Origin of the sequence: Microbacterium aurantiacum, from assembly GCF_002872075.1 — a bacterium.
GTDB classification, from domain to species: Bacteria; Actinomycetota; Actinomycetes; order Actinomycetales; family Microbacteriaceae; genus Microbacterium; species Microbacterium aurantiacum_A.
Genome location: NZ_PGGU01000021.1, coordinates 24871 through 41787 on the forward strand (window position 1 = coordinate 24871; position 16917 = coordinate 41787).

21 protein-coding genes are annotated in these 16917 nt (G+C 67.6%); 12 read left to right on the plus strand and 9 right to left on the minus strand.

The annotated features are described in order from the left end of the window. Positions 1-20 precede the first annotated feature (20 nt). Positions 21-692, minus strand: a complete 672-nt coding sequence (locus CUR96_RS15060) for a potassium channel family protein (RefSeq protein WP_102194154.1) — start codon at positions 690-692, stop codon at positions 21-23. After that, positions 685-2115 (minus strand): TrkH family potassium uptake protein, encoded by a 1431-nt coding sequence (locus tag CUR96_RS15065; protein WP_102194172.1) that lies wholly within the window; start codon positions 2113-2115, stop codon positions 685-687. The genes CUR96_RS15060 and CUR96_RS15065 overlap by 8 nt, the downstream gene beginning before the upstream one ends. A gap of 106 nt (positions 2116-2221) precedes the next feature. On the opposite strand from CUR96_RS15065, the gene CUR96_RS15070 reads away from it, so the two are divergent. Next, positions 2222-2638, plus strand: a complete 417-nt coding sequence (locus tag CUR96_RS15070; protein ID WP_102194173.1) for an ArsR/SmtB family transcription factor — start codon at positions 2222-2224, stop codon at positions 2636-2638. A gap of 78 nt (positions 2639-2716) precedes the next feature. On the opposite strand, the gene CUR96_RS15075 is transcribed toward CUR96_RS15070, so the two are convergent. Together CUR96_RS15075 and CUR96_RS15080 are read right to left on the minus strand one after the other, a co-directional pair. After that, positions 2717-3532 (minus strand): ABC transporter permease, encoded by an 816-nt coding sequence (locus CUR96_RS15075; protein WP_102194155.1) that lies wholly within the window; start codon positions 3530-3532, stop codon positions 2717-2719. After that, a complete protein-coding gene (locus CUR96_RS15080) occupies positions 3529-4428 on the minus strand; it encodes an ATP-binding cassette domain-containing protein (protein WP_102194156.1) in 900 nt (299 codons plus the stop codon). The genes CUR96_RS15075 and CUR96_RS15080 overlap by 4 nt, the downstream gene beginning before the upstream one ends. A 103-nt stretch (positions 4429-4531) precedes the next feature. Between CUR96_RS15080 and CUR96_RS15085 the strand changes: the two genes are divergently transcribed. The 11 genes from CUR96_RS15085 to CUR96_RS15135 all read left to right on the plus strand — a co-directional run bounded on the left by CUR96_RS15085 (position 4532) and on the right by CUR96_RS15135 (position 10885). Then, positions 4532-5464 (plus strand): TetR/AcrR family transcriptional regulator, encoded by a 933-nt coding sequence (locus CUR96_RS15085; RefSeq protein WP_102194157.1) that lies wholly within the window; start codon positions 4532-4534, stop codon positions 5462-5464. 40 nt (positions 5465-5504) lie between these two features. Next, positions 5505-6437: a cyclase family protein gene (locus CUR96_RS15090; protein WP_102194158.1), complete on the plus strand. Its 933-nt coding sequence runs from the start codon at positions 5505-5507 to the stop codon at positions 6435-6437. Between the two features lie 75 nt (positions 6438-6512). Further along, the gene (locus tag CUR96_RS15095) at positions 6513-6704 is read left to right on the plus strand and encodes a helix-turn-helix domain-containing protein (protein WP_102194159.1); all 192 of its coding nucleotides are present in this window, start codon (positions 6513-6515) and stop codon (positions 6702-6704) included. A gap of 13 nt (positions 6705-6717) precedes the next feature. After that, positions 6718-7203 (plus strand): hypothetical protein, encoded by a 486-nt coding sequence (locus tag CUR96_RS15100; protein ID WP_102194160.1) that lies wholly within the window; start codon positions 6718-6720, stop codon positions 7201-7203. A 114-nt stretch (positions 7204-7317) separates the two neighbouring features. After that, complete coding sequence (locus CUR96_RS15105) at positions 7318-7416, plus strand: 30S ribosomal protein bS22 (RefSeq protein WP_003792170.1); 99 nt, start codon at positions 7318-7320, stop codon at positions 7414-7416. A 74-nt stretch (positions 7417-7490) separates the two neighbouring features. Beyond that, the gene (locus CUR96_RS15110) at positions 7491-7793 is read left to right on the plus strand and encodes a rhodanese-like domain-containing protein (protein ID WP_102194161.1); all 303 of its coding nucleotides are present in this window, start codon (positions 7491-7493) and stop codon (positions 7791-7793) included. Beyond that, the gene (locus tag CUR96_RS15115; protein WP_102194162.1) at positions 7790-8053 is read left to right on the plus strand and encodes a glutaredoxin family protein; all 264 of its coding nucleotides are present in this window, start codon (positions 7790-7792) and stop codon (positions 8051-8053) included. Before CUR96_RS15110 ends, CUR96_RS15115 begins: the two co-directional genes overlap by 4 nt. Then, positions 8050-8352, plus strand: a complete 303-nt coding sequence (locus CUR96_RS15120; protein WP_102194163.1) for a Dabb family protein — start codon at positions 8050-8052, stop codon at positions 8350-8352. Before CUR96_RS15115 ends, CUR96_RS15120 begins: the two co-directional genes overlap by 4 nt. A gap of 142 nt (positions 8353-8494) precedes the next feature. Continuing rightward, positions 8495-9301, plus strand: coding sequence for a basic amino acid ABC transporter substrate-binding protein (locus CUR96_RS15125; protein WP_102194164.1), 807 nt, complete (start codon positions 8495-8497; stop codon positions 9299-9301). Positions 9302-9335: 34 nt separating this feature from the next. Then, positions 9336-10133, plus strand: a complete 798-nt coding sequence (locus tag CUR96_RS15130) for an amino acid ABC transporter permease (RefSeq protein WP_102194165.1) — start codon at positions 9336-9338, stop codon at positions 10131-10133. Then, positions 10130-10885: an amino acid ABC transporter ATP-binding protein gene (locus CUR96_RS15135; RefSeq protein WP_102194166.1), complete on the plus strand. Its 756-nt coding sequence runs from the start codon at positions 10130-10132 to the stop codon at positions 10883-10885. Before CUR96_RS15130 ends, CUR96_RS15135 begins: the two co-directional genes overlap by 4 nt. Before the next feature lie 129 nt (positions 10886-11014). On the opposite strand, the gene CUR96_RS15140 is transcribed toward CUR96_RS15135, so the two are convergent. The 5 genes from CUR96_RS15140 to CUR96_RS15160 form a co-directional block, all read right to left on the minus strand. After that, on the minus strand, positions 11015-12049 hold the full coding sequence (locus tag CUR96_RS15140; RefSeq protein ID WP_245861344.1) for a LacI family DNA-binding transcriptional regulator: 1035 nt from the start codon (positions 12047-12049) through the stop codon (positions 11015-11017). Further along, positions 12028-14046 (minus strand): aldo/keto reductase, encoded by a 2019-nt coding sequence (locus tag CUR96_RS15145; RefSeq protein ID WP_245861347.1) that lies wholly within the window; start codon positions 14044-14046, stop codon positions 12028-12030. Before CUR96_RS15145 ends, CUR96_RS15140 begins: the two co-directional genes overlap by 22 nt. A 126-nt stretch (positions 14047-14172) precedes the next feature. Further along, entirely contained in the window at positions 14173-15252 is a 1080-nt protein-coding gene (locus CUR96_RS15150; RefSeq protein WP_102194168.1) for an ABC transporter ATP-binding protein, read from the minus strand. Next, positions 15249-16043 (minus strand): ABC transporter permease, encoded by a 795-nt coding sequence (locus CUR96_RS15155; RefSeq protein WP_102194174.1) that lies wholly within the window; start codon positions 16041-16043, stop codon positions 15249-15251. The genes CUR96_RS15150 and CUR96_RS15155 overlap by 4 nt, the downstream gene beginning before the upstream one ends. Further along, positions 16040-16917, minus strand: an 878-nt coding sequence (locus CUR96_RS15160) for an ABC transporter permease subunit (protein ID WP_102194175.1), incomplete at its 5' end; no start/stop codon positions are given. The genes CUR96_RS15160 and CUR96_RS15155, both read right to left, overlap by 4 nt.

A 16917-nucleotide genomic window follows, 5' to 3' on the forward strand; every position in this document is an offset into this window, starting at 1 on the left:
GCATCGACGCCTGAGCCGGATCAGCGGTCGAGTGCGGCGAAGCGCTCGATGTCGCTGTTCGTGCCCGAGACGATGATGAGGTCGTGGTTGGTGACGATCGTGTTCGCCTCTGCGTAGCGGAAGGGCTTGCCCGGACTCTTCACCCCGACGACCGTGACCTTGTACTTCGTCCGCACACCGGACTCGTTGAGGCCCACGCCGCGGATGAACTTCGGCGGATACATCTTCGCGAGCACGAAGTCGTCGTCGAAGCGGATGAAGTCCAGCATCCGCCCGCTCACCAGGTGCGCGACGCGCTCGCCGGCCTCGCGCTCGGGGTAGATGACGTGGTTCGCGCCGACTCGGGCGAGGATCTTGCCGTGTGACTGCGAGACCGCCTTCGCCCAGATCTGCGGCACCTTCAGGTCGACGAGGTTCGCGGTGATCAGGACCGAAGCCTCGATGGACGAGCCGACAGCCACGACCGCCACCTGGAAGTCTGCGGCGCCGATCTGGCGAAGGGCGTCGAAGTTGCGGGCGTCGGTCTGCACGGTGTGCGTGACCCGATCCGACCACTTCTGGACGAGTTCGAGATTGCCGTCGATCGCCAGTACCTCGCGGCCGAGTCGATCGAGCTCGCCGGCGCATGCAGCGCCGAACCGGCCGAGACCGATCACGAGAACGGGCGCATCGCCCCGGAGGACTTCAACCAACGATCGGCCTTTCCACGGGCAGCGAGTAGAGCTGCGATCGCGACGTCGCGGCGACTGCCGCGGCGAGAGTCACTGTACCAATGCGCCCCATGAAGATGGTGGCCGCGAGCACATACTTCGCGGACTCGGGGAGCTCGGCGGTGAGGCCCGAGCTGAGGCCCACGGTCGCAAAGGCGGAGATCACGTCGAACAGCACGTGGGCGATGTCGGCTTTCGTGATCTGCGCGATGATGATCGTCGACAGGGCGACGATGGTCGCGCCCCAGGCGACGACGCTGAGCGCGACGCGCTGAACGTCGCTCGGGATGCGGCGGCCGAACACCTCGACGGACTGACGCCCCTTGGCCTCCGACCAGACGGCGATCGCGAGCACCGCGAGGGTGGTGACCTTGATGCCGCCGGCCGTCGAGGCCGAACCGCCGCCGACGAACATGAGCATGCACGCGGCCAGCATCGAGGAGCCGTTGAGATCGTCGATGTCGATGACGGAGAACCCGCCGGAGCGGGTCATCGCGGAGAGGAAGAACGCCTGGAAGGTGGTGTCGACCGCATCCATCGAGCCGAAGGTCTTGGGGTTGTTGTACTCCAGGACGAGGAAGGCCGCGGCCCCCAGCACGAACAGCAGCACAGTCGTGACAAGCGTGAGTTTCGTGTGCAGCGACCACTTCTTGACGTGCCATACATGCTTGGCGAGGGTGTAGATCACCGGGAATCCGATGCTGCCGAGGAACACGCTGATCATCAGGACGGTGAGCACGAGGTAGTCGTCCGCGAAGACGGAGACTCCGCCGACGTTGGGTGTGAAACCGGTGTTGGTGAACGACATCGCCGCGTAGTACGGCGCTTCCCAGAGAGCCGTGAGCGGATCGATACCCGCCATGACGAGCCCAGGGTAGAGCAGCACCGCCACGACGCCCTCGATCAGGAGGGTGGACAGTGCGACGGTGGTCAGCAGCTGGCCGACCTCGCCGAGCCGGACGGTCTGGCTTTCGTTGACGACGCCGCCGTGGGCGCGGAGCGGGTTGGTGTCACCGGCCGCCATCAACTTCGCGCGCAGACCCAGCCGCTTGGAGATCGCCATACCCATCAGTGAGGCGAGCGTGAGGACACCCATTCCGCCGATGTTCACGCCGACGAAGATCACGACATTCCCGAACGGCGACCAGTGCGTCGCCATATCCACCGTTGAGAGACCGGTCACACAGATCGTGGAGACAGCCGTGAAGAGGGCGTCGCCGAGAGCGGTCACCGTGCGGTCGGCCGATGCGATCGGCAGCGAGAGCAGCGTGGTGAACACGAGGATCAGCAGCATGAACACGACGATCGCGAAGCGCGACGGCGAGGAGGTGATGAGGTGCTTGAACCAGGCTCCAGCGCTCTTGAGGCGCTCTCCCGGAGACGATGCCGACACGATGCTCGACATCGCGTCCCCCTTCTCGTCACCATCACCGTCGTCGTGACGGCCGCGCAGCGCCTCTCGCCGAGCCTTCGTCATGGTACTCCGTGCTCGGGACGACTACCCTGATCACATGACGGACATCTTCGACGTGATCGCAGACGGTACGAGGCGCGACATCCTCCAGCTCCTGCTGCGACGCACCACCGAAGGGAACGCCGGTACCAGCGTGAGCCAGATCGTCGCCGAGCTCGGCATCAGCCAGCCGACGGTCTCCAAGCATCTGAAGGTGCTGCGCGACGCCGACCTCGTCACGGTGCGCGAAGACGGCCAGCGCCGTTTCTACAGCCTCGAGGTCGATCCGCTCGAAGTCGTGGACGACTGGCTGGTCCCGTTCCTCGTCGACGCGTTCGGTGACAGCGCGCCCGACTTCGACTACCCGGCTCTGCCGCTGCCCGACGGCGCCGCTCATGCCGCCGAGGTCGTCGGCCGGGCTGCTGCCTCCGCCAGGCACGTGGTCACCACGGCGCTGAAGAGGTTCGGCGCCTGACCGGCGCCGGCCCCGACGTCACCCCCTGACACGACGGATACCCCCGACGACACGAGTGCCATCGGGGGTATCGGCGTCTCAGCGCCGAGCGGCCTTGCGACGGAACAGCCAGGCGCCCCAGACGGCGGCCACGATGAGGATCACCAGGCACCAGCCGATGGCCCACAGGGGCTCCGTCCCGAGCGGGGCATCCATCAGCAGACCGCGGATCGTCTCCACGATCGGCGTGATCGGCTGATTCGCGGCGACCGGCTGCAACCAGTCCGGCATGCCCGCCACGGGTACGAAGGCGCTGGAGAGGTACGGCAGGAAGAGCAGCACGAAGCCGTATCCATTCGCACCCTCGGGGCTGCCGGCGGCGAGCCCGATGGCGGCGAACAGATATGTGATCGCGAGGATGTACAGGGCGATCAACGCCGTCATCCCGACCCATTCGATGAAGGTCGCGTCGGGGCGGAAGCCGACCAGCACTCCGACTCCGATGACGATCGCGGTGGCCACGAGGTTGCGAAGCACGCTGGCCACGACGTGCCCCGTGAGCACCGCTCCGGCGCGCAGCGGCATCGTCCGGAAGCGATCGATGATGCCGGTGCGCATGTCGTTGGCGACATAGACGGCGGTGGAGGAAGCGCCGAATCCGGCGCAGGTCAGGATGATGCCGGGAACGACGTAGTCGACATAGGCACCGGACGGATCGATCGCGCCGCCGAACACCCAGGTGAACATGAGCATGAGCATCACCGGGAGCATGACGGCCATCAGGAGCGATTCGCCGTCGCGCAGTGAGTGGCGGAGGCTGCGGCCGACGAAGATCGTCTCGGCCGTGACGCCGCCGAGGCGGGGACGGACGGCTGCGGTGGCGCTGGGCGTCGCGAGAGCGAGGACGGTGTTCATGCGGACTCCTTCACGGTGGCTGTGGTGGTGTTCTGCGAGCGCGCGGTGACGGCGAGGAACACGTCGTCGAGTGTGGGGCGGCGGAGCGTGACGACGCCGTCGGCGCCCTGCTCGTCAAGCAGGTCGAGCGCTCGCCGGAGGCCCGCGACGGTCCCGTCGGTCGGGAGCTCGCGGAGTAGGTCGCCGCGGCCGTCGTGCAGCTCGACGGTGTCGCCGCCGATGCGAGCCTTCAGTTCGGCCGCGGTGCCGAGCGCGGCGATGCGGCCCTCGTGCAGCACCGCGATCCGGTCAGCCAGCTGGTCGGCCTCCTCGAGGTACTGGGTCGTGAGGAACACGGTCGTCCCCGCCGCGGCGAGCGAGCGGATGATGTCCCACAGATCGCGCCGGCTTCGGGTGTCCAGCCCGGTGGTCGGTTCATCGAGGAAGAGCACCTCGGGGGTGACGACGAAGCTCAGTGCCAGATCGAGACGGCGGCGCATCCCACCGGAGAAGGTCCGGACGATTCGTGACGCGGCATCCGTCAGACCGAACTGCGCGATCAGATCGGCAGCTCGCCGCGTGGACGCGGCTCTGCCGAGCCCTGCCAGACGCGAGAACATCACGACGTTCTCGGTGGCGGTGAGTGCATCGTCGACGGCGGCGGACTGGCCGGTCAAGCTGATCCGCTGCTGCACCTGCACGGACTGCGTGCGCACATCGAAGCCGGCGACGCTCACCGTTCCGGCATCGGCCCTGGTGAGGGTGGTGAGGATGTTGATGATCGTCGTCTTGCCTGCGCCGTTGGGCCCGAGGAGGGCGAACACCTCGCCTCGGGAGACGGTGATGTCCAGGTCGTCGATCACGGTTCGATCGCCGAAACTCTGGCGCAGGCCGCGTGCGTGAATTGCTGTCGTCATCGTTCGTTCCTTTCTGCGTATGAGGCAAACTGTGTATGTCGTATATCAACCGTGTATGACCATAACACACTGTTTACATAATAAACAGAAGTACGATGAGGGTATGACTGAGCAGGAACCCCCTGAGCTGCCGCGCGGCATCGCTCTGGCCTGGGGTGTGGCCGCCAATCCGCAGCGCGGACCCAAACGGGAGATGAGCGTCGAGCGCATCGTCGAAGCGGCGGTCGAGCTTGCGGATGCCGAGGGCATCGGCGCCGTATCGATGGCCGCGGTCGCGGCGAAACTCGGGTTCACGCCCATGTCGCTGTACCGCTACGTCAGCGCGAAGGACGACCTCCTCCTGCTGATGCAGGAGGAGGCCACCGGCCTCCCGCCCGAGGACTACCGTGAGTTCGACGGCTGGCGCGAGCAGCTGCGCACCCTCTTCGAGGCGCAGGTCCTCGTGTTCCTGCGGCACCCGTGGATGCTGTCCCTGCCGATCTCGGGATCGCCGATCACGCCCAACAGCTCGTCCTGGCTCGATGCGGGGCTCTCGAGCCTGGAGCACACTCCGCTCACCGCGGAGGAGCGCGTGGCGGTGGCGCTCTCGGTCACCGGCCACGCCCGCTGGTACGGAACGGTGCTCGCCGGCTACACCGACACGGCGAGGAGCAGCGGCCTCACGGCGGATGAGGTTTCGGCCAGGGAGGCGGCGCTCTTCGACCGCGTGATCACGGCCGACGGCTACCCCGCACTGCGGCGCGCGATCGACGACGGCGTGTTCGTCTCCACCGCCGATCCGTTCCGATTCGCCCTGGAGCGCATCCTCGACGGCGTCGACGCGTACATCGCCGGACTCGACCGCGGAGAGCCGCACACGAGCGAACCGGAATGGATCGGAATCGACCCCGCTGAGGTCGCCGGCGACAGGCGGCACCGCGAGGCGCTGAAGGCGGTGCGCGAGGCGGAGAAGGCGCTGCGGGTCGCCCGCAAGCTCGAGCGGCAGTCGCTGCGCGAGGCGAAGGAGCGCCTCGCGAAGGCGAAGAAGCCCGTCTGATCCGCCACCGATCCACGGGCCGCTTTGCCATGATGTGAACATGACCACCGCAGCCGAGTACCGGGCCCACTTCGACTTCTCCCTCTCGTTCGCGAACGGGGGAGGGATCAGCGGTGACGGGTTCCGGCTGGACGTGCCGCGCCCCCGCATGACGGATGCCGAGGTCGGCGCTCTCCTGATCCGCCATCTCGGGTTGGCCCTGGTCAGCGAGGTCGTCCTCCGCGATCTCCGTTTCGTCGAGGAACAGCACCGGGGGAGTCGCGGTGTGGAGGCGGATGCCGCAACCGGCGCACCCGAGCGCGTCATCGACTGCAGCCACCCGATCGAAGCCGGGCTGGTGACATACCCGGGGCTCCCGGCGCCCACGATCCACTCGCATCTGACACGAGAGGATTCCCGCTCGAAGTATGCGCCGGGCACCGAGTTCGCGATGGATATCATCACGATGATCGGCAATACCGGCACCTACCTCGACTCGCCATACCACCGCTACGCCGACGGCGGCGATCTGGCCTCGCTCGACCTCGGCACACTCGTCGGGCTCCGCGCCGAGGTGTTCCACCTCCGCGACTCGTGGAGTGCGGAGAACCGCGGCATCCGCGCCGAGACCCTGGCGGATCGTGATCTGGCGGGTGCGGCGGTGCTGCTCGACACCGGCTGGAGTCGCCACTTCGGCGCACCGGAGTACGCGCACGGGGCTCCGTTCCTCACCGAGGACGGCGCACACTTCCTCGTCGACGCCGATGTCCGCATGGTGGGCATCGACTCGCTGAACATCGACGACACCGAGAGCGGGGGCACGCGCCCTGCGCACTCGATCCTCCTCGCCGCAGGCGTTCACGTGGTGGAGCATCTGGCGAACCTCGACGCCGTGCCGGCGCGCGGAGCGCGGTTCACCGCCGCCCCGCCGGCGATCCGCGGATTCGGCACGTTCCCGGTGCGCGCGTTCGCCACGGTCGCGGAATCCCGCTGATCCCATCAGCCACATGGGTTTACACGCGTCGCTCCTTCCCCATAGAGTGTGCTCATTGAGAAAGGGGTACGGGGGATGCCCGAAGTACCTGATGTCCGGTTCCTGACAGTGGCCGAGGTCGCCGAGATCATGCGCGTGTCGAAGATGACCGTGTACCGTCTCGTGCACTCCGGCGAGCTGCCCGCGATCCGTTTCGGCCGCAGCTACCGCGTGCCGGAGTCGGCAGTCGCCGACGCCCTGCAGCGTCCCATCTCCGACGTCGGTTAGCCGAGGACGGGCGATGGACGTCAGCACGTTCTACGCACTCTTCTCCGCGACCTGCTTCACGCTCACCGGCCTCTGGTGGAACGTCGTCCGCGCACGCCGCGACTGGACGTCGAACCCGGCGATGCGCCGCACGATCGGCGGAATCTACCTGTCGTTCCTGCTGCCGGCGCTGATGGGGCTGTTCGCGCAGGTCGGCGGGACCGAGAACCCCGTGATGTGGCGCTTGTCGTTCGTCGTGATCGCCGTCGTCGGCGGAGTGTCCATGCTGCGGCTGGTCTCCCAGGCCCGCGGCGACGGGACTCCGGCAGCGGTTCGATGGACCCAGGTCGCCACGGTGCTCGTCTACGCGGCGATCGCCGTGATCGGTGTCGCCCCGCAGATCGCCACGCCCCTCGGCCTCAAGGGGATCCAGGTCGAGGCGCTGCTCCTGATCACCCTGATCGCGCTCGGACACGCGCTCGTGTGGCGCTTCATGGTCACGCAGGATGCCGACGAATGATGCCCGTGCGGCGGGGCCTCTCCGGTTTGCTAGACTGATCCGAGGCATTTTTCCGTGCCCAAACCCGGGCGTCCGGTGTTCCCGACGCCCAGCCCCTGACTTAGTGAGGTTTCCGTGGGTTCTGTCATCAAGAAGCGCCGCAAGCGCATGGCGAAGAAGAAGCACCGCAAGCTGCTTCGCAAGACTCGCCACCAGCGCCGCAACAAGAAGTAAGCGGCCAAGACACCGAGCGCCTGTCTCCGGACGGGCGCTTTGTGTCTCTGCGCCCGTAACACCGTGAGGATGCCATGAAGTCGATCACCATCGCCGACCTCGCCGCGCGCGAGAGCACACCGCTCATCGATGTGCGCGAGGCGAACGAGTTCGCCGCCGGGCACGTGCCGGGCGCTGTCAACATCCCGATGTCGGAGATCGGGAACCGCCTCGAGGAGCTTCCGGCCGAGGCGTTCGACGTGATCTGCCAGGTGGGCGGACGCTCGGCGCGCGTCGTGGAGGCGCTGGAGGCGCGAGGCTACGACGTCACCAACGTCGACGGCGGCACCGGCGAGTGGGTGGCCCAGGGCCACCCGGTCGAGGTGCCTTCGGCGTGATCTCGCTCACCCTCATCGGCAAGCCGGACTGCCACCTCTGCGACGTCGCGTCGGAGATCATCGACACTGTCGTCGCCGGGCTGCCGGATGCGGCTGCGGAGCAGATCGAGATCGTCGAGGCGTCGATCCAGGACGACCCCGCACTGTATGAGCTGTGGTGGGAGAAGATCCCGGTCGTCCTCATCGACGGCGAGCTGCACGCGCATTGGCGGCTGTCCGCCGACCGCCTGCGTCAGTCCCTCGAGGAGGCCCTCCGATGACCATCCGGCACGTCGTGACCTGGAAGCTCGCCGCCGAAGACCCGGCCGAACGCGCAGCTCACGCCGGCGAGGTCGCTCGCCGGCTGAACGCGCTGCACGGAGTCGTCCCCCAGCTGCTGTCGATCTCGGCCGGCGCGAATGCCGTGTATCCCGATGCCAACTGGGACGTCACCCTCATCGCGGATTTCGCGTCCGTCGCCGCGCTCGAGGAGTACCAGGTGCATCCGGCGCATGAAGAGGTCGCCGGCTACATCCGCTCGGTCGTGGCATCGCGGGTCGCCGTCGACTTCGAGGTCTGACCCTCGAATCCGGTTAACGATCACTTGCAACACAAATGTGATCGATCACGGGCCACTCCGGTTCGGCTCGGCGACGTGCTGCATGTCAAGATGATCACCTACCCGTTCGTGGGCGTCAGGTCCTCGTCACATAGGAGCCGTCATGCAGCGTCGTAACCTCATCGCCGGGATCGCCTTCGCGGCGACCGCCACTCTCGCCCTCGCCGGCTGTGCCGGTGGAAGCGGCGGCTCAGACGGTGCTGCCGACAACGAGTTCGACCTCATCGAGGCCGGCACGCTCACGGTCTGCTCCGACATCCCCTACGCCCCCTTCGAGTTCGAAGGCGGCGACAACGGCACCGGCTACACCGGCTTCGACATCGACCTGCTCGACGCGATCGCGAAGAAGCTCGATCTGAAGCTCGCCGTTCAGGACGTCGGCTTCGAGGCGCTGCAGTCCGGCACCACCCTCGCATCGGGCACCTGCGACGTCGGTGCCTCCGCCATGACGATCACCGAAGAGCGCGAGAAGAACATCGACTTCTCCGACCCCTACTACGAGTCGCTGCAGTCGCTCCTGGTGCGCACCGACTCCGGTATCAAGTCGATCGATGACCTCGAGGGCAAGAACGTCGGCGTACAGCAGGGCACCACCGGAGAGGCTTACGCCAACGAGAACGCCACCGGCGCCGAGATCGTGCAGTACCCCTCCGACGGCGAGCTGTGGCCCGCGATGCAGTCGGGACTGATCGACGCCATCCTCCAGGATCAGCCGGTCAACCTCGAGCACGAGAAGGCCGACAAGGCCTACAAGATCGTCGAGGAGTACGAGACCGGCGAGTCCTACGGCTTCGCCTTCGCCAAGGGTGAGAAGGACGCACTGCTCGAGGCTGTCAACGGTGCGCTGAAGGAGCTGCAGGACAGCGGCGACTACCAGACCATCTACGACAACTACTTCACCGCGAAGTAATCGGCGAGCAGCGTAGATCAGGGAGACCTTGACAATGGCGTTGAGGCGCAGCACGCGAAGCAAGCTTTATAGATACATCGTCTATGCGCTGTTGATCGCGATCGTCGTCTGGGCGGCGGTCACGACCAACTGGGCGAGGATCGGTCCTCTTTTCTTCAACCCCGAGGTCGCGGTCAAGATGTTCCCCGGGATCATCACGACCGCCCTCGTCAACACGCTGTGGTTCACCGCGGTGGCGTTCACCGCCGGGCTTGTGCTCGGCGTCCTGCTGGCGTTGCTGAAGCTCTCGAGCATCGGCCCGTTCCGGTGGATCGCCACGGCCTGGATCGAGCTCTTCCGCGGGCTCCCCGCGATCCTGACGATCTTCGGTGTGGCGTTCATCCTGCCGGTCGCATCGGGGGTCTCGGGCCGCGACCTCGGTGGCCCGGTGGTGCTGGGGCTCATCGGTCTCATCCTCGTCGCGTCGGCGTACATGGCGGAGACCATTCGTGCCGGCATCCAGGCCGTGCCCAAGGGCCAGACCGAGGCCGCGCGCTCCCTCGGCATGTCTCCGATGAAGACCACGTTCTGGATCATCGTGCCGCAGGGGTTCCGCATCATCATCCCGCCTCTGACCAACGAGTTCGTGCTGCTGTTGAAGGACACCTCGCTCCTGTTCGTGGCGGGAACGTTCATCTGGTCGAAGGAGCTCACCAACTTCGCCCGTGATGCGGCGACCCAGAACACGAACGCGACGCCGCTGATCATGGCGGCGATCCTGTACTTGATCGTGACGATCCCCCTCACGCGCTTCAGTGCGTGGCTGGAACGACGGATGGCGAAGCAGCGATGATCACCGACCTGATTGATGTCCACGCCCCGGCGATCGACCTGCAGGGGCTCGTGAAGAGCTTCGGCGACAACGAGGTGCTCAAGGGCATCGACCTCACCGTCACCGCCGGCGAGGTCGTCTGCGTGATCGGTCCCTCAGGGTCGGGCAAATCGACGCTGCTGCGTTCGGTGAACCTGCTCGAGGAACCGACCGGCGGCAAGGTGCTCATCGAGGGCATCGACATCACCGATCCCGACGTCGACATCGACCGCGTGCGCACGCGCATCGGCATGGTGTTCCAGAGCTTCAACCTGTTCCCGCACCTCGACGTCATGGGCAACCTCATGATCGCGCAGCAGCGCGTCAAGAAGCGTTCCAAGGCGGAGGCGGAGAAGGTCGCACTCGCGATGCTCGCACGCGTCGGACTGGCGGAGAAGGCGGACGCCTACCCGGGTCACCTCTCCGGGGGTCAGCAGCAGCGCGTGGCGATCGCCAGGGCGCTGTGCATGAATCCCGACATGATGCTGTTCGACGAGCCGACGTCGGCTCTCGATCCCGAGCTCGTCGGCGAGGTGCTGCAGGTGATGCGCTCGCTCGCGGACGAGGGGATGACGATGCTCGTCGTCACGCATGAGATGGGCTTCGCCCGCGAGGTCGGCTCGCGCCTGATCTTCATGGACGGCGGCCACATCGTCGAAGAGGGCGACCCGCGCGAGGTGCTCGGCAACCCGCAGCACCAGCGCACAAAGGACTTCCTCTCGCGCGTGCTCTGATCAACCGGCCGGCGCCCCGCCGAGACCCCCTGATATCGTCGAAACCCCCTCGCATGCGAGGGGGTTTCGACGATAAGTGGGGGTATCGGCGTCAGGCCACCTCGGCGCAGGGTGAAGGCGAGGCGAGAACTACGCCGATTCGCGCAGCACGAGACGGTGGCTCACCGTGCGCCGCAGCCCGAGACCCGGAGTCCCGTCGCGGAGTGAGACGGCGAGCTCGAGAGTGTGGCGCGCGACCTCGTCGAAGTCCACGGCGAGGGTCGTGAGCGTCGGTGCGACGAGAGCGCCGATCGTGAGACCGTCGACTCCCGCCACCCGGATGTCGCGGGGCACGTCGAGACCCGCGTGGCGGCATGCGGAGAGCACTCCGAGCGCCATCAGATCGTTGAACGCGAAGATGGCGTCGGGGGGCGTGGCTCGGCGGATGATTTGCGCCGTGACCGCGGAAGCGTGCTCCGGTGTCGAAGCGGACGCGTGCACGAGTTCGGGTGAGAGACCCCGTCGCTCCAGGGCCGCCATCATGGCGATCCCGCGACCGCTCGTCGCGTGAGGTTCTGATGCATCGAGCACGACCGGCCGGCGCGTGCCGACGGCCACGAGGTGATCCGCGAGATCCTCGATCGCGGCGGACGGGTCCAGATTCACTCCGGCGTGGCGGGAATCGGCATCCGCGTCGAGCAGGATGAGGGGCGTCGCACCGAACCTGCTCTCCCACCCCCGCGCCCATTCCCCGAGATAGCCGACGATGACGTCGACCTGCGCGTGCAGTGAGTGCAGGAGCCGATCAGCGGCGCCGGCGAGGCCGATGTCGACGAGGGAGACGCTCCACCCTTCGGCGGCAGCACAGCGAACGACCGCGGCAGCGAGCTCCGGGGAGTACGGGTTGCGCAGGTCGCTGACGACGAGGCCGAGCTGGCTGTCGCCGCCGGTGACGAGCCCTCGACCGAAACGGGACGGCCGATAGGAGAGTGCGTTCGCCGCCTCGAGGACGCGACGCTTGGTCTCGACGCTGATCCCCGCCATGTCGTTGACCGCACGGGTGACCGTCTGGCGGGAGACGCCGGCGGCCGAGGCGACATCGAGGATGGTCGCACGCCGACGGGTGGCGGGTGACCCCGGCGAACCGGGGTCACCCGCGCCGTTCAGCTGCGAAGATCCAGCCACGCCACCTCTTCGGATGTGAGATCGACAGTGAGGCCCCGCATCGACGAGCGGGTCTCCTCGATCGTACGCGGTCCGAAGAGCGGGAATGTCGGGAAGGGCTGCGCGAGCACGTAGGCGAGTGCGATCGCGGTCGTCGGCACACCGCGCTCCGCCCCCATGGTCTCGGCGCGACGCAGACGCTCGAAGTTCTCATCGCTGTAATAGCAGCGCACGAGCTCGGAGTCGCTGCGATCGTCCGGCCGGGCGCGGCCGGCGAAGAACCCTCGTGCCTGGGACGACCACGGCAGGAGCGGGATCTGCCGCTCCTCGAGCCAGCGCTTCGACGTGGCATCGGTCAGCTGCACGCAGCCCTCCCACGGCACGTCGTAGGCCTCGGCGAGTCCGAAGTGATCGCTCACGACGCCGAATCCCTGCCGCCCGTTGGCCAGCGCGTAGGCGTTGGCCTCGTCGATGCGCTCCGGGCTCCAGTTCGATCCGCCGAACACGCGGATGCGCCCAGCACGCGCATGCTCGTCGAGAACGTCGACGAACTCACCGACGGGAACATCGAGGTTGTCGCGGTGGAGCATGTAGATGTCGGCGTAGTCGGTTCCCTGGCGCTCGAGGCTCTCGAGCAGCTGGCGGGACAGCGACTCCGGGTCGCAGTGCGGGGTGTGCCCGCCCTTCGTGATGACCACGACGTCCTCGCGGACCCCGCGGTTCGCGATCCAGCGTCCCAGCCGCTTCTCCAGTTCGCCGTCGCCGTAGATGTAGGCGGTGTCGAAGACGTTGCCGCCCTGCTCGGCATAGACGTCGAAGATCGCAGACGCGTGGGCCAGGTCAGGCTGGTTGTCCACCCCCATGACGAGGCGGGAGACGCGCTTGCCGACCCCGGGGATGTCTCCGTACCGCATGTCGCCGCCGGTGCCGACGCCGCCGAACCTGCCGCGCACCGGCGGGATGTCGGATTCCTCGGTCTCGAACGGGTAGCGAAGCCCGATGGCCGCTCGCCAGCGGTCGAGGCTGCGCGCGGTCGCGAGCGTCTCCGCGGAGGTCATCTCCGGTGCATCCGGCCGGCCCTCTCGCAGCGCGGCGATCGTGGCGTCCGCCTCGAGCGCGTAGGCGTCGGTGGCATCGATCACGATGGTCCGTACGCCTTCGGGGGTGGCGAGCTCGATCTCGGTGTCGCCGGTGGGAACCCAGGGCTCCGCGACGCGGATGCTGCCCTTCTCGCCGAGGATCGTCACCGTATTCGCCGCCGGCGTCATGACGCCGGTCGTCAGCGTCGCGGTGATGCCGCTGCGGTACGTCGCTCTGGCGACCGTCCACTCGTCGACTCCGGTCGGTCCGACGACACCGCTCGCCGTCAGGTCGACGGGCTCCGATGCGTGCACGCCGTCGGCTGCATCGACGACCGCCGAGGCCATCGTGACGGTATAGCCGCCGACATCGAGGATGCCGCCGCCGGCGACCGCGGGGTCGAACAGGCGCCCGTTGCGCTCGCCGACCCGGAACGCGAAGGAGGCGTCGACGTGGAGAACGCGGCCGATCGCGCCATCGCGCACGAGGTCGAGCACAGCGCGAGTCTGCGGGTGGAAGCGGTACATGTACGCCTCGACGAGCGGCACGCCCGCCTGTCGTGCGGCGTCGACCAGAGCCATCGCCGTGCCGTGGTTCACTGCGAGCGGCTTCTCGCAGAGGACGGCCTTGCCGGCCTCGAGGGCGGCGATCGTGAGAGCGGGGTGGGCCGTGTGCACGCTGGACACATACACCGCATCGACCCGAGGATCGGCCAGAGCGTGCGCGTAGTCTCCGGCCGTCACGTCGGCGGCGCCCTGCTTCGTCGCCTCGTCGGCGAACGACTGAGCGCGCGAAGCATCCGAGCTGCCGACCGCGACGAGTTCTCCGTCGCTCGAGGCGAGGCCGGCGAGGAACCTGCGCGCGATGTTGCCGGGGCCGAGCACCGCCCATCCGCCGGTGCGGGTGTGTGTCCTATCGACTGCGAGCTGAGGGGTCACCATCGTCCTTTCGAGCAAGTACGTGAACGTTCACGAACCTGTCACGATAGTCCTCAACGGTGGCGAGAGCAAGAGGTCCGTGAACGATCACGGCGGAACGCTCGACCCGGCTATCGACCCCGCGGCTCAGCCTCGCGGGTGCACCGCCACCGGCTCGGGGGTCACCGCGATGCGCACTCGATCGCCGAAGGCGGGGTGGAAGCGCGGCGAGTGCTGCACCCGCACGAGTTCGCCGGACTCGGTGCGCACGAGCGTGCGCCGCATGCTGCCGAGGAACGTGCTCTCCTCGACGAGGGCGTCTGTGGCGGCATCCGCCTCGGAGGCGAAGAACACGTTCTCCGGGCGCAGGTACACGTCGACGGGGCCGTCGGCGCGGGAGCGGAGCGGGAGGCTCTGACCCCAGACCATGACGTGATCGCCCTCGGCGACACCCGAGACGACGCTGGAGAGCCCGACGAAAGCCGCGACTCCGGCGGTCGACGGCTGCGTGTACAGCTGCTCGGGCGAGCCGATCTGCTCGATGCGGCCGGAGTTCATCACGGCGATGCGATCGGAGACGGCGAGGGCCTCCTCCTGGTCGTGCGTCACGAACACGGTGGTGATGCCGAGGCGCAGCTGGATGCGGCGGATCTCGTCGCGCAGCTGCACGCGCACCTTCGCATCCAGCGCGGAGAGCGGCTCGTCGAGCAGCAGCACCTTGGGCTCCGTGACCAGAGCCCTGGCGAGTGCCACACGCTGCTGCTGGCCACCGGAGAGCTGGTGCGGGAACCGGTCGGCGAAGGCGTCGAGGCCGACGAGGGCGAGGGCGTCGAGGGCGCGCTTGGCGGCATCCGCCCTGCCCGCGCCGCGACGGCGCAGTCCGAACGCGGTGTTGTCGACGACCCGCAGGTGCGGGAACAGCGAGTACGACTGGAACACCATGCCGATGTCGCGCTTGTTCGTGGGTACGCGGGAGACATCTCCGCCGCCGAGCAGCACCGCACCCTCGTCGGCGCCTTCGAGGCCGGCCAGCACCCGCAGCAGCGTCGTCTTGCCGCAGCCGGAAGGCCCGAGCAGCGACACGAACTCGCCGGGGGCGATGTCGAGGTCGACGCCGTGCAGCACCCGGTTCCCGGCGTAGCTCTTCACGATGCCCTGCAGCTGCACTCGGGTGCCTTCTCCCGCCTCGGCGAGCAGTAGATTGTCGGCGGTACGGGGGAGCGTCATGAGCGGGCCTTTCCGGAGCCGCGGGCAGCGCGGCCGATGAGGAGGAGCAGAAGGAAGCAGAACAGCAGCGCGAGCAGCGTGAAGATCGCCGGTGCGTAGGGATCCTGCTTCTGCACGACGACGAGCGCCGTCTGGAACACCTGGCGATTCAGGAGCGAGGCGATCGTGTATTCGCCGAGCACGACGGCGATCGAGATGAGGGATGCGGCGAGCAGGCCCTGGCGCAGATTGGGCGCGAGCACCTTGAGCACGACGGTCGGCCAGGTCGCTCCGAGTGAGCGCGCGGCTTCGGAGAGCGTGCGCAGGTCGGCTGCGTCGATGGACGCCTGAATCGAGCGGAAAGCGAAGGGCAGCACGGTGACGCCGTAGGCGAAGGCGAGTGTCCAGGTGCCGGTGCCGAGGGATCTGCCGATCTGCAGGTAGATCGGCGCGAGTCCGACGACCAGGACGATCGCCGGGATCGAGATCGGCAGCAGCACCGCGAACTCGAACATCGGCTTCAGCTTCGGAAAGCGCAGGTTCACCAGGATCATCGTCGGCGCGAGCAGGAAGAGCACGATCGCCACGGTGACGAGTGCCAGCACCAGCGAGTTGCCGAGACCCGTCCAGATCGGCTTGATGGCGGCGGATGCCGCCGGGTCGAACAGCGCCGCCCAGCGTTCGAGCGACAGGCCGCCTTCCGAGTCGCGCAGGGTGTACAGGAAGGTCGAGATCAGCGGGATCGCGAAGAACACTCCGACCAGGATGCCGATGATCCAGCGAGTCGCCAGGGAGGGGCCGAGTCGGTTCACGACTGCCACCTCGCGGCTCGACGCTGGATGAGCGAATAGAGGGCCATCACGACTCCGACCACGATGATCATGCCGAGCGCCAGGGCGCCGGCGAGGTTCTCACGGCCGAGTACGGTCTCGCTGGTGAGCGAGGTGCGGATCTGCAGCGGCACGATCTGGGATCCCTGGCTGGCGAGCGCGGCCGCGGTGGCGTAGGAGGAGAACGCGTTCGCGAACAGCAACAGGGTGCTCGCGAGGAACGAGGGCGCGAGCACGGGGAAGCCGATGCGCAGCCAGAAGCTCGCCCGCGTGCCGCCGAGAGTGAGGTTCGCCTCGGACCACTGCGGCTTGAGCGCGGCGAGTGCGGGCATGAACGTGATCACCATGAGCGGGATCTGGAAGTAGATGTAGGGGAGGTACAGGCCGGGCATCTCATAGATCCACGGTCCGCTCGCGTACAGGTCGATGCCGAACGCGCTGCGCAGGAACTCGGTGACGACGCCCTTGAGGCCCATCGTCGCGATGAACGCGAATGCCAGCATCACGCCGCCGAACTGGGCGAGCACGCCGGCGGCGGCATCCACCGTCGAGCGGATCGCCCCTTCAGGGTTCATGCCGAGGAGGGCGTAGCAGACCAGTGCGCCGACGATCGCGCCGACGACGGCGGTGAGCAGCGACAGCCAGGCGGAGTTCGCGAAGGTGTTCAGCACCACGGGATCACCGAGGGCCGACACGTTCGTCCACGTGAACGATCCGTCCTCGGTGAAGAACCCGGACCCGAGCGCGAGGATCGTCGGAACGGCGAGGAACAGCACGACGTAGGCCACGAAGGGCACGAGCCCCAGCCATGCCCACGATGGCACCCGGCGCCGGGCCTTCGCGTTCTGCGAAGACC

Bases quoted from the DNA above. Each gene is read 5' to 3' on its own strand.
- CUR96_RS15110 (WP_102194161.1), top strand. From the start codon at position 7,491: ATGAAGTCGATCACCATCGCCGACCTCGCCGCGCGCGAGAGCACACCG.
- CUR96_RS15095 (WP_102194159.1), top strand. From the start codon at position 6,513: ATGCCCGAAGTACCTGATGTCCGGTTCCTGACAGTGGCCGAGGTCGCC.
- CUR96_RS15085 (WP_102194157.1), top strand. From the start codon at position 4,532: ATGACTGAGCAGGAACCCCCTGAGCTGCCGCGCGGCATCGCTCTGGCC.
- CUR96_RS15100 (WP_102194160.1), top strand. From the start codon at position 6,718: ATGGACGTCAGCACGTTCTACGCACTCTTCTCCGCGACCTGCTTCACG.
- CUR96_RS15120 (WP_102194163.1), top strand. From the start codon at position 8,050: ATGACCATCCGGCACGTCGTGACCTGGAAGCTCGCCGCCGAAGACCCG.
- CUR96_RS15075 (WP_102194155.1), bottom strand. From the start codon at position 3,532: ATGAACACCGTCCTCGCTCTCGCGACGCCCAGCGCCACCGCAGCCGTC.
- CUR96_RS15130 (WP_102194165.1), top strand. From the start codon at position 9,336: ATGGCGTTGAGGCGCAGCACGCGAAGCAAGCTTTATAGATACATCGTC.
- CUR96_RS15065 (WP_102194172.1), bottom strand. From the start codon at position 2,115: ATGTCGAGCATCGTGTCGGCATCGTCTCCGGGAGAGCGCCTCAAGAGC.
- CUR96_RS15150 (WP_102194168.1), bottom strand. From the start codon at position 15,252: ATGACGCTCCCCCGTACCGCCGACAATCTACTGCTCGCCGAGGCGGGA.
- CUR96_RS15090 (WP_102194158.1), top strand. From the start codon at position 5,505: ATGACCACCGCAGCCGAGTACCGGGCCCACTTCGACTTCTCCCTCTCG.
- CUR96_RS15080 (WP_102194156.1), bottom strand. From the start codon at position 4,428: ATGACGACAGCAATTCACGCACGCGGCCTGCGCCAGAGTTTCGGCGAT.
- CUR96_RS15125 (WP_102194164.1), top strand. From the start codon at position 8,495: ATGCAGCGTCGTAACCTCATCGCCGGGATCGCCTTCGCGGCGACCGCC.
- CUR96_RS15070 (WP_102194173.1), top strand. From the start codon at position 2,222: ATGACGGACATCTTCGACGTGATCGCAGACGGTACGAGGCGCGACATC.
- CUR96_RS15135 (WP_102194166.1), top strand. From the start codon at position 10,130: ATGATCACCGACCTGATTGATGTCCACGCCCCGGCGATCGACCTGCAG.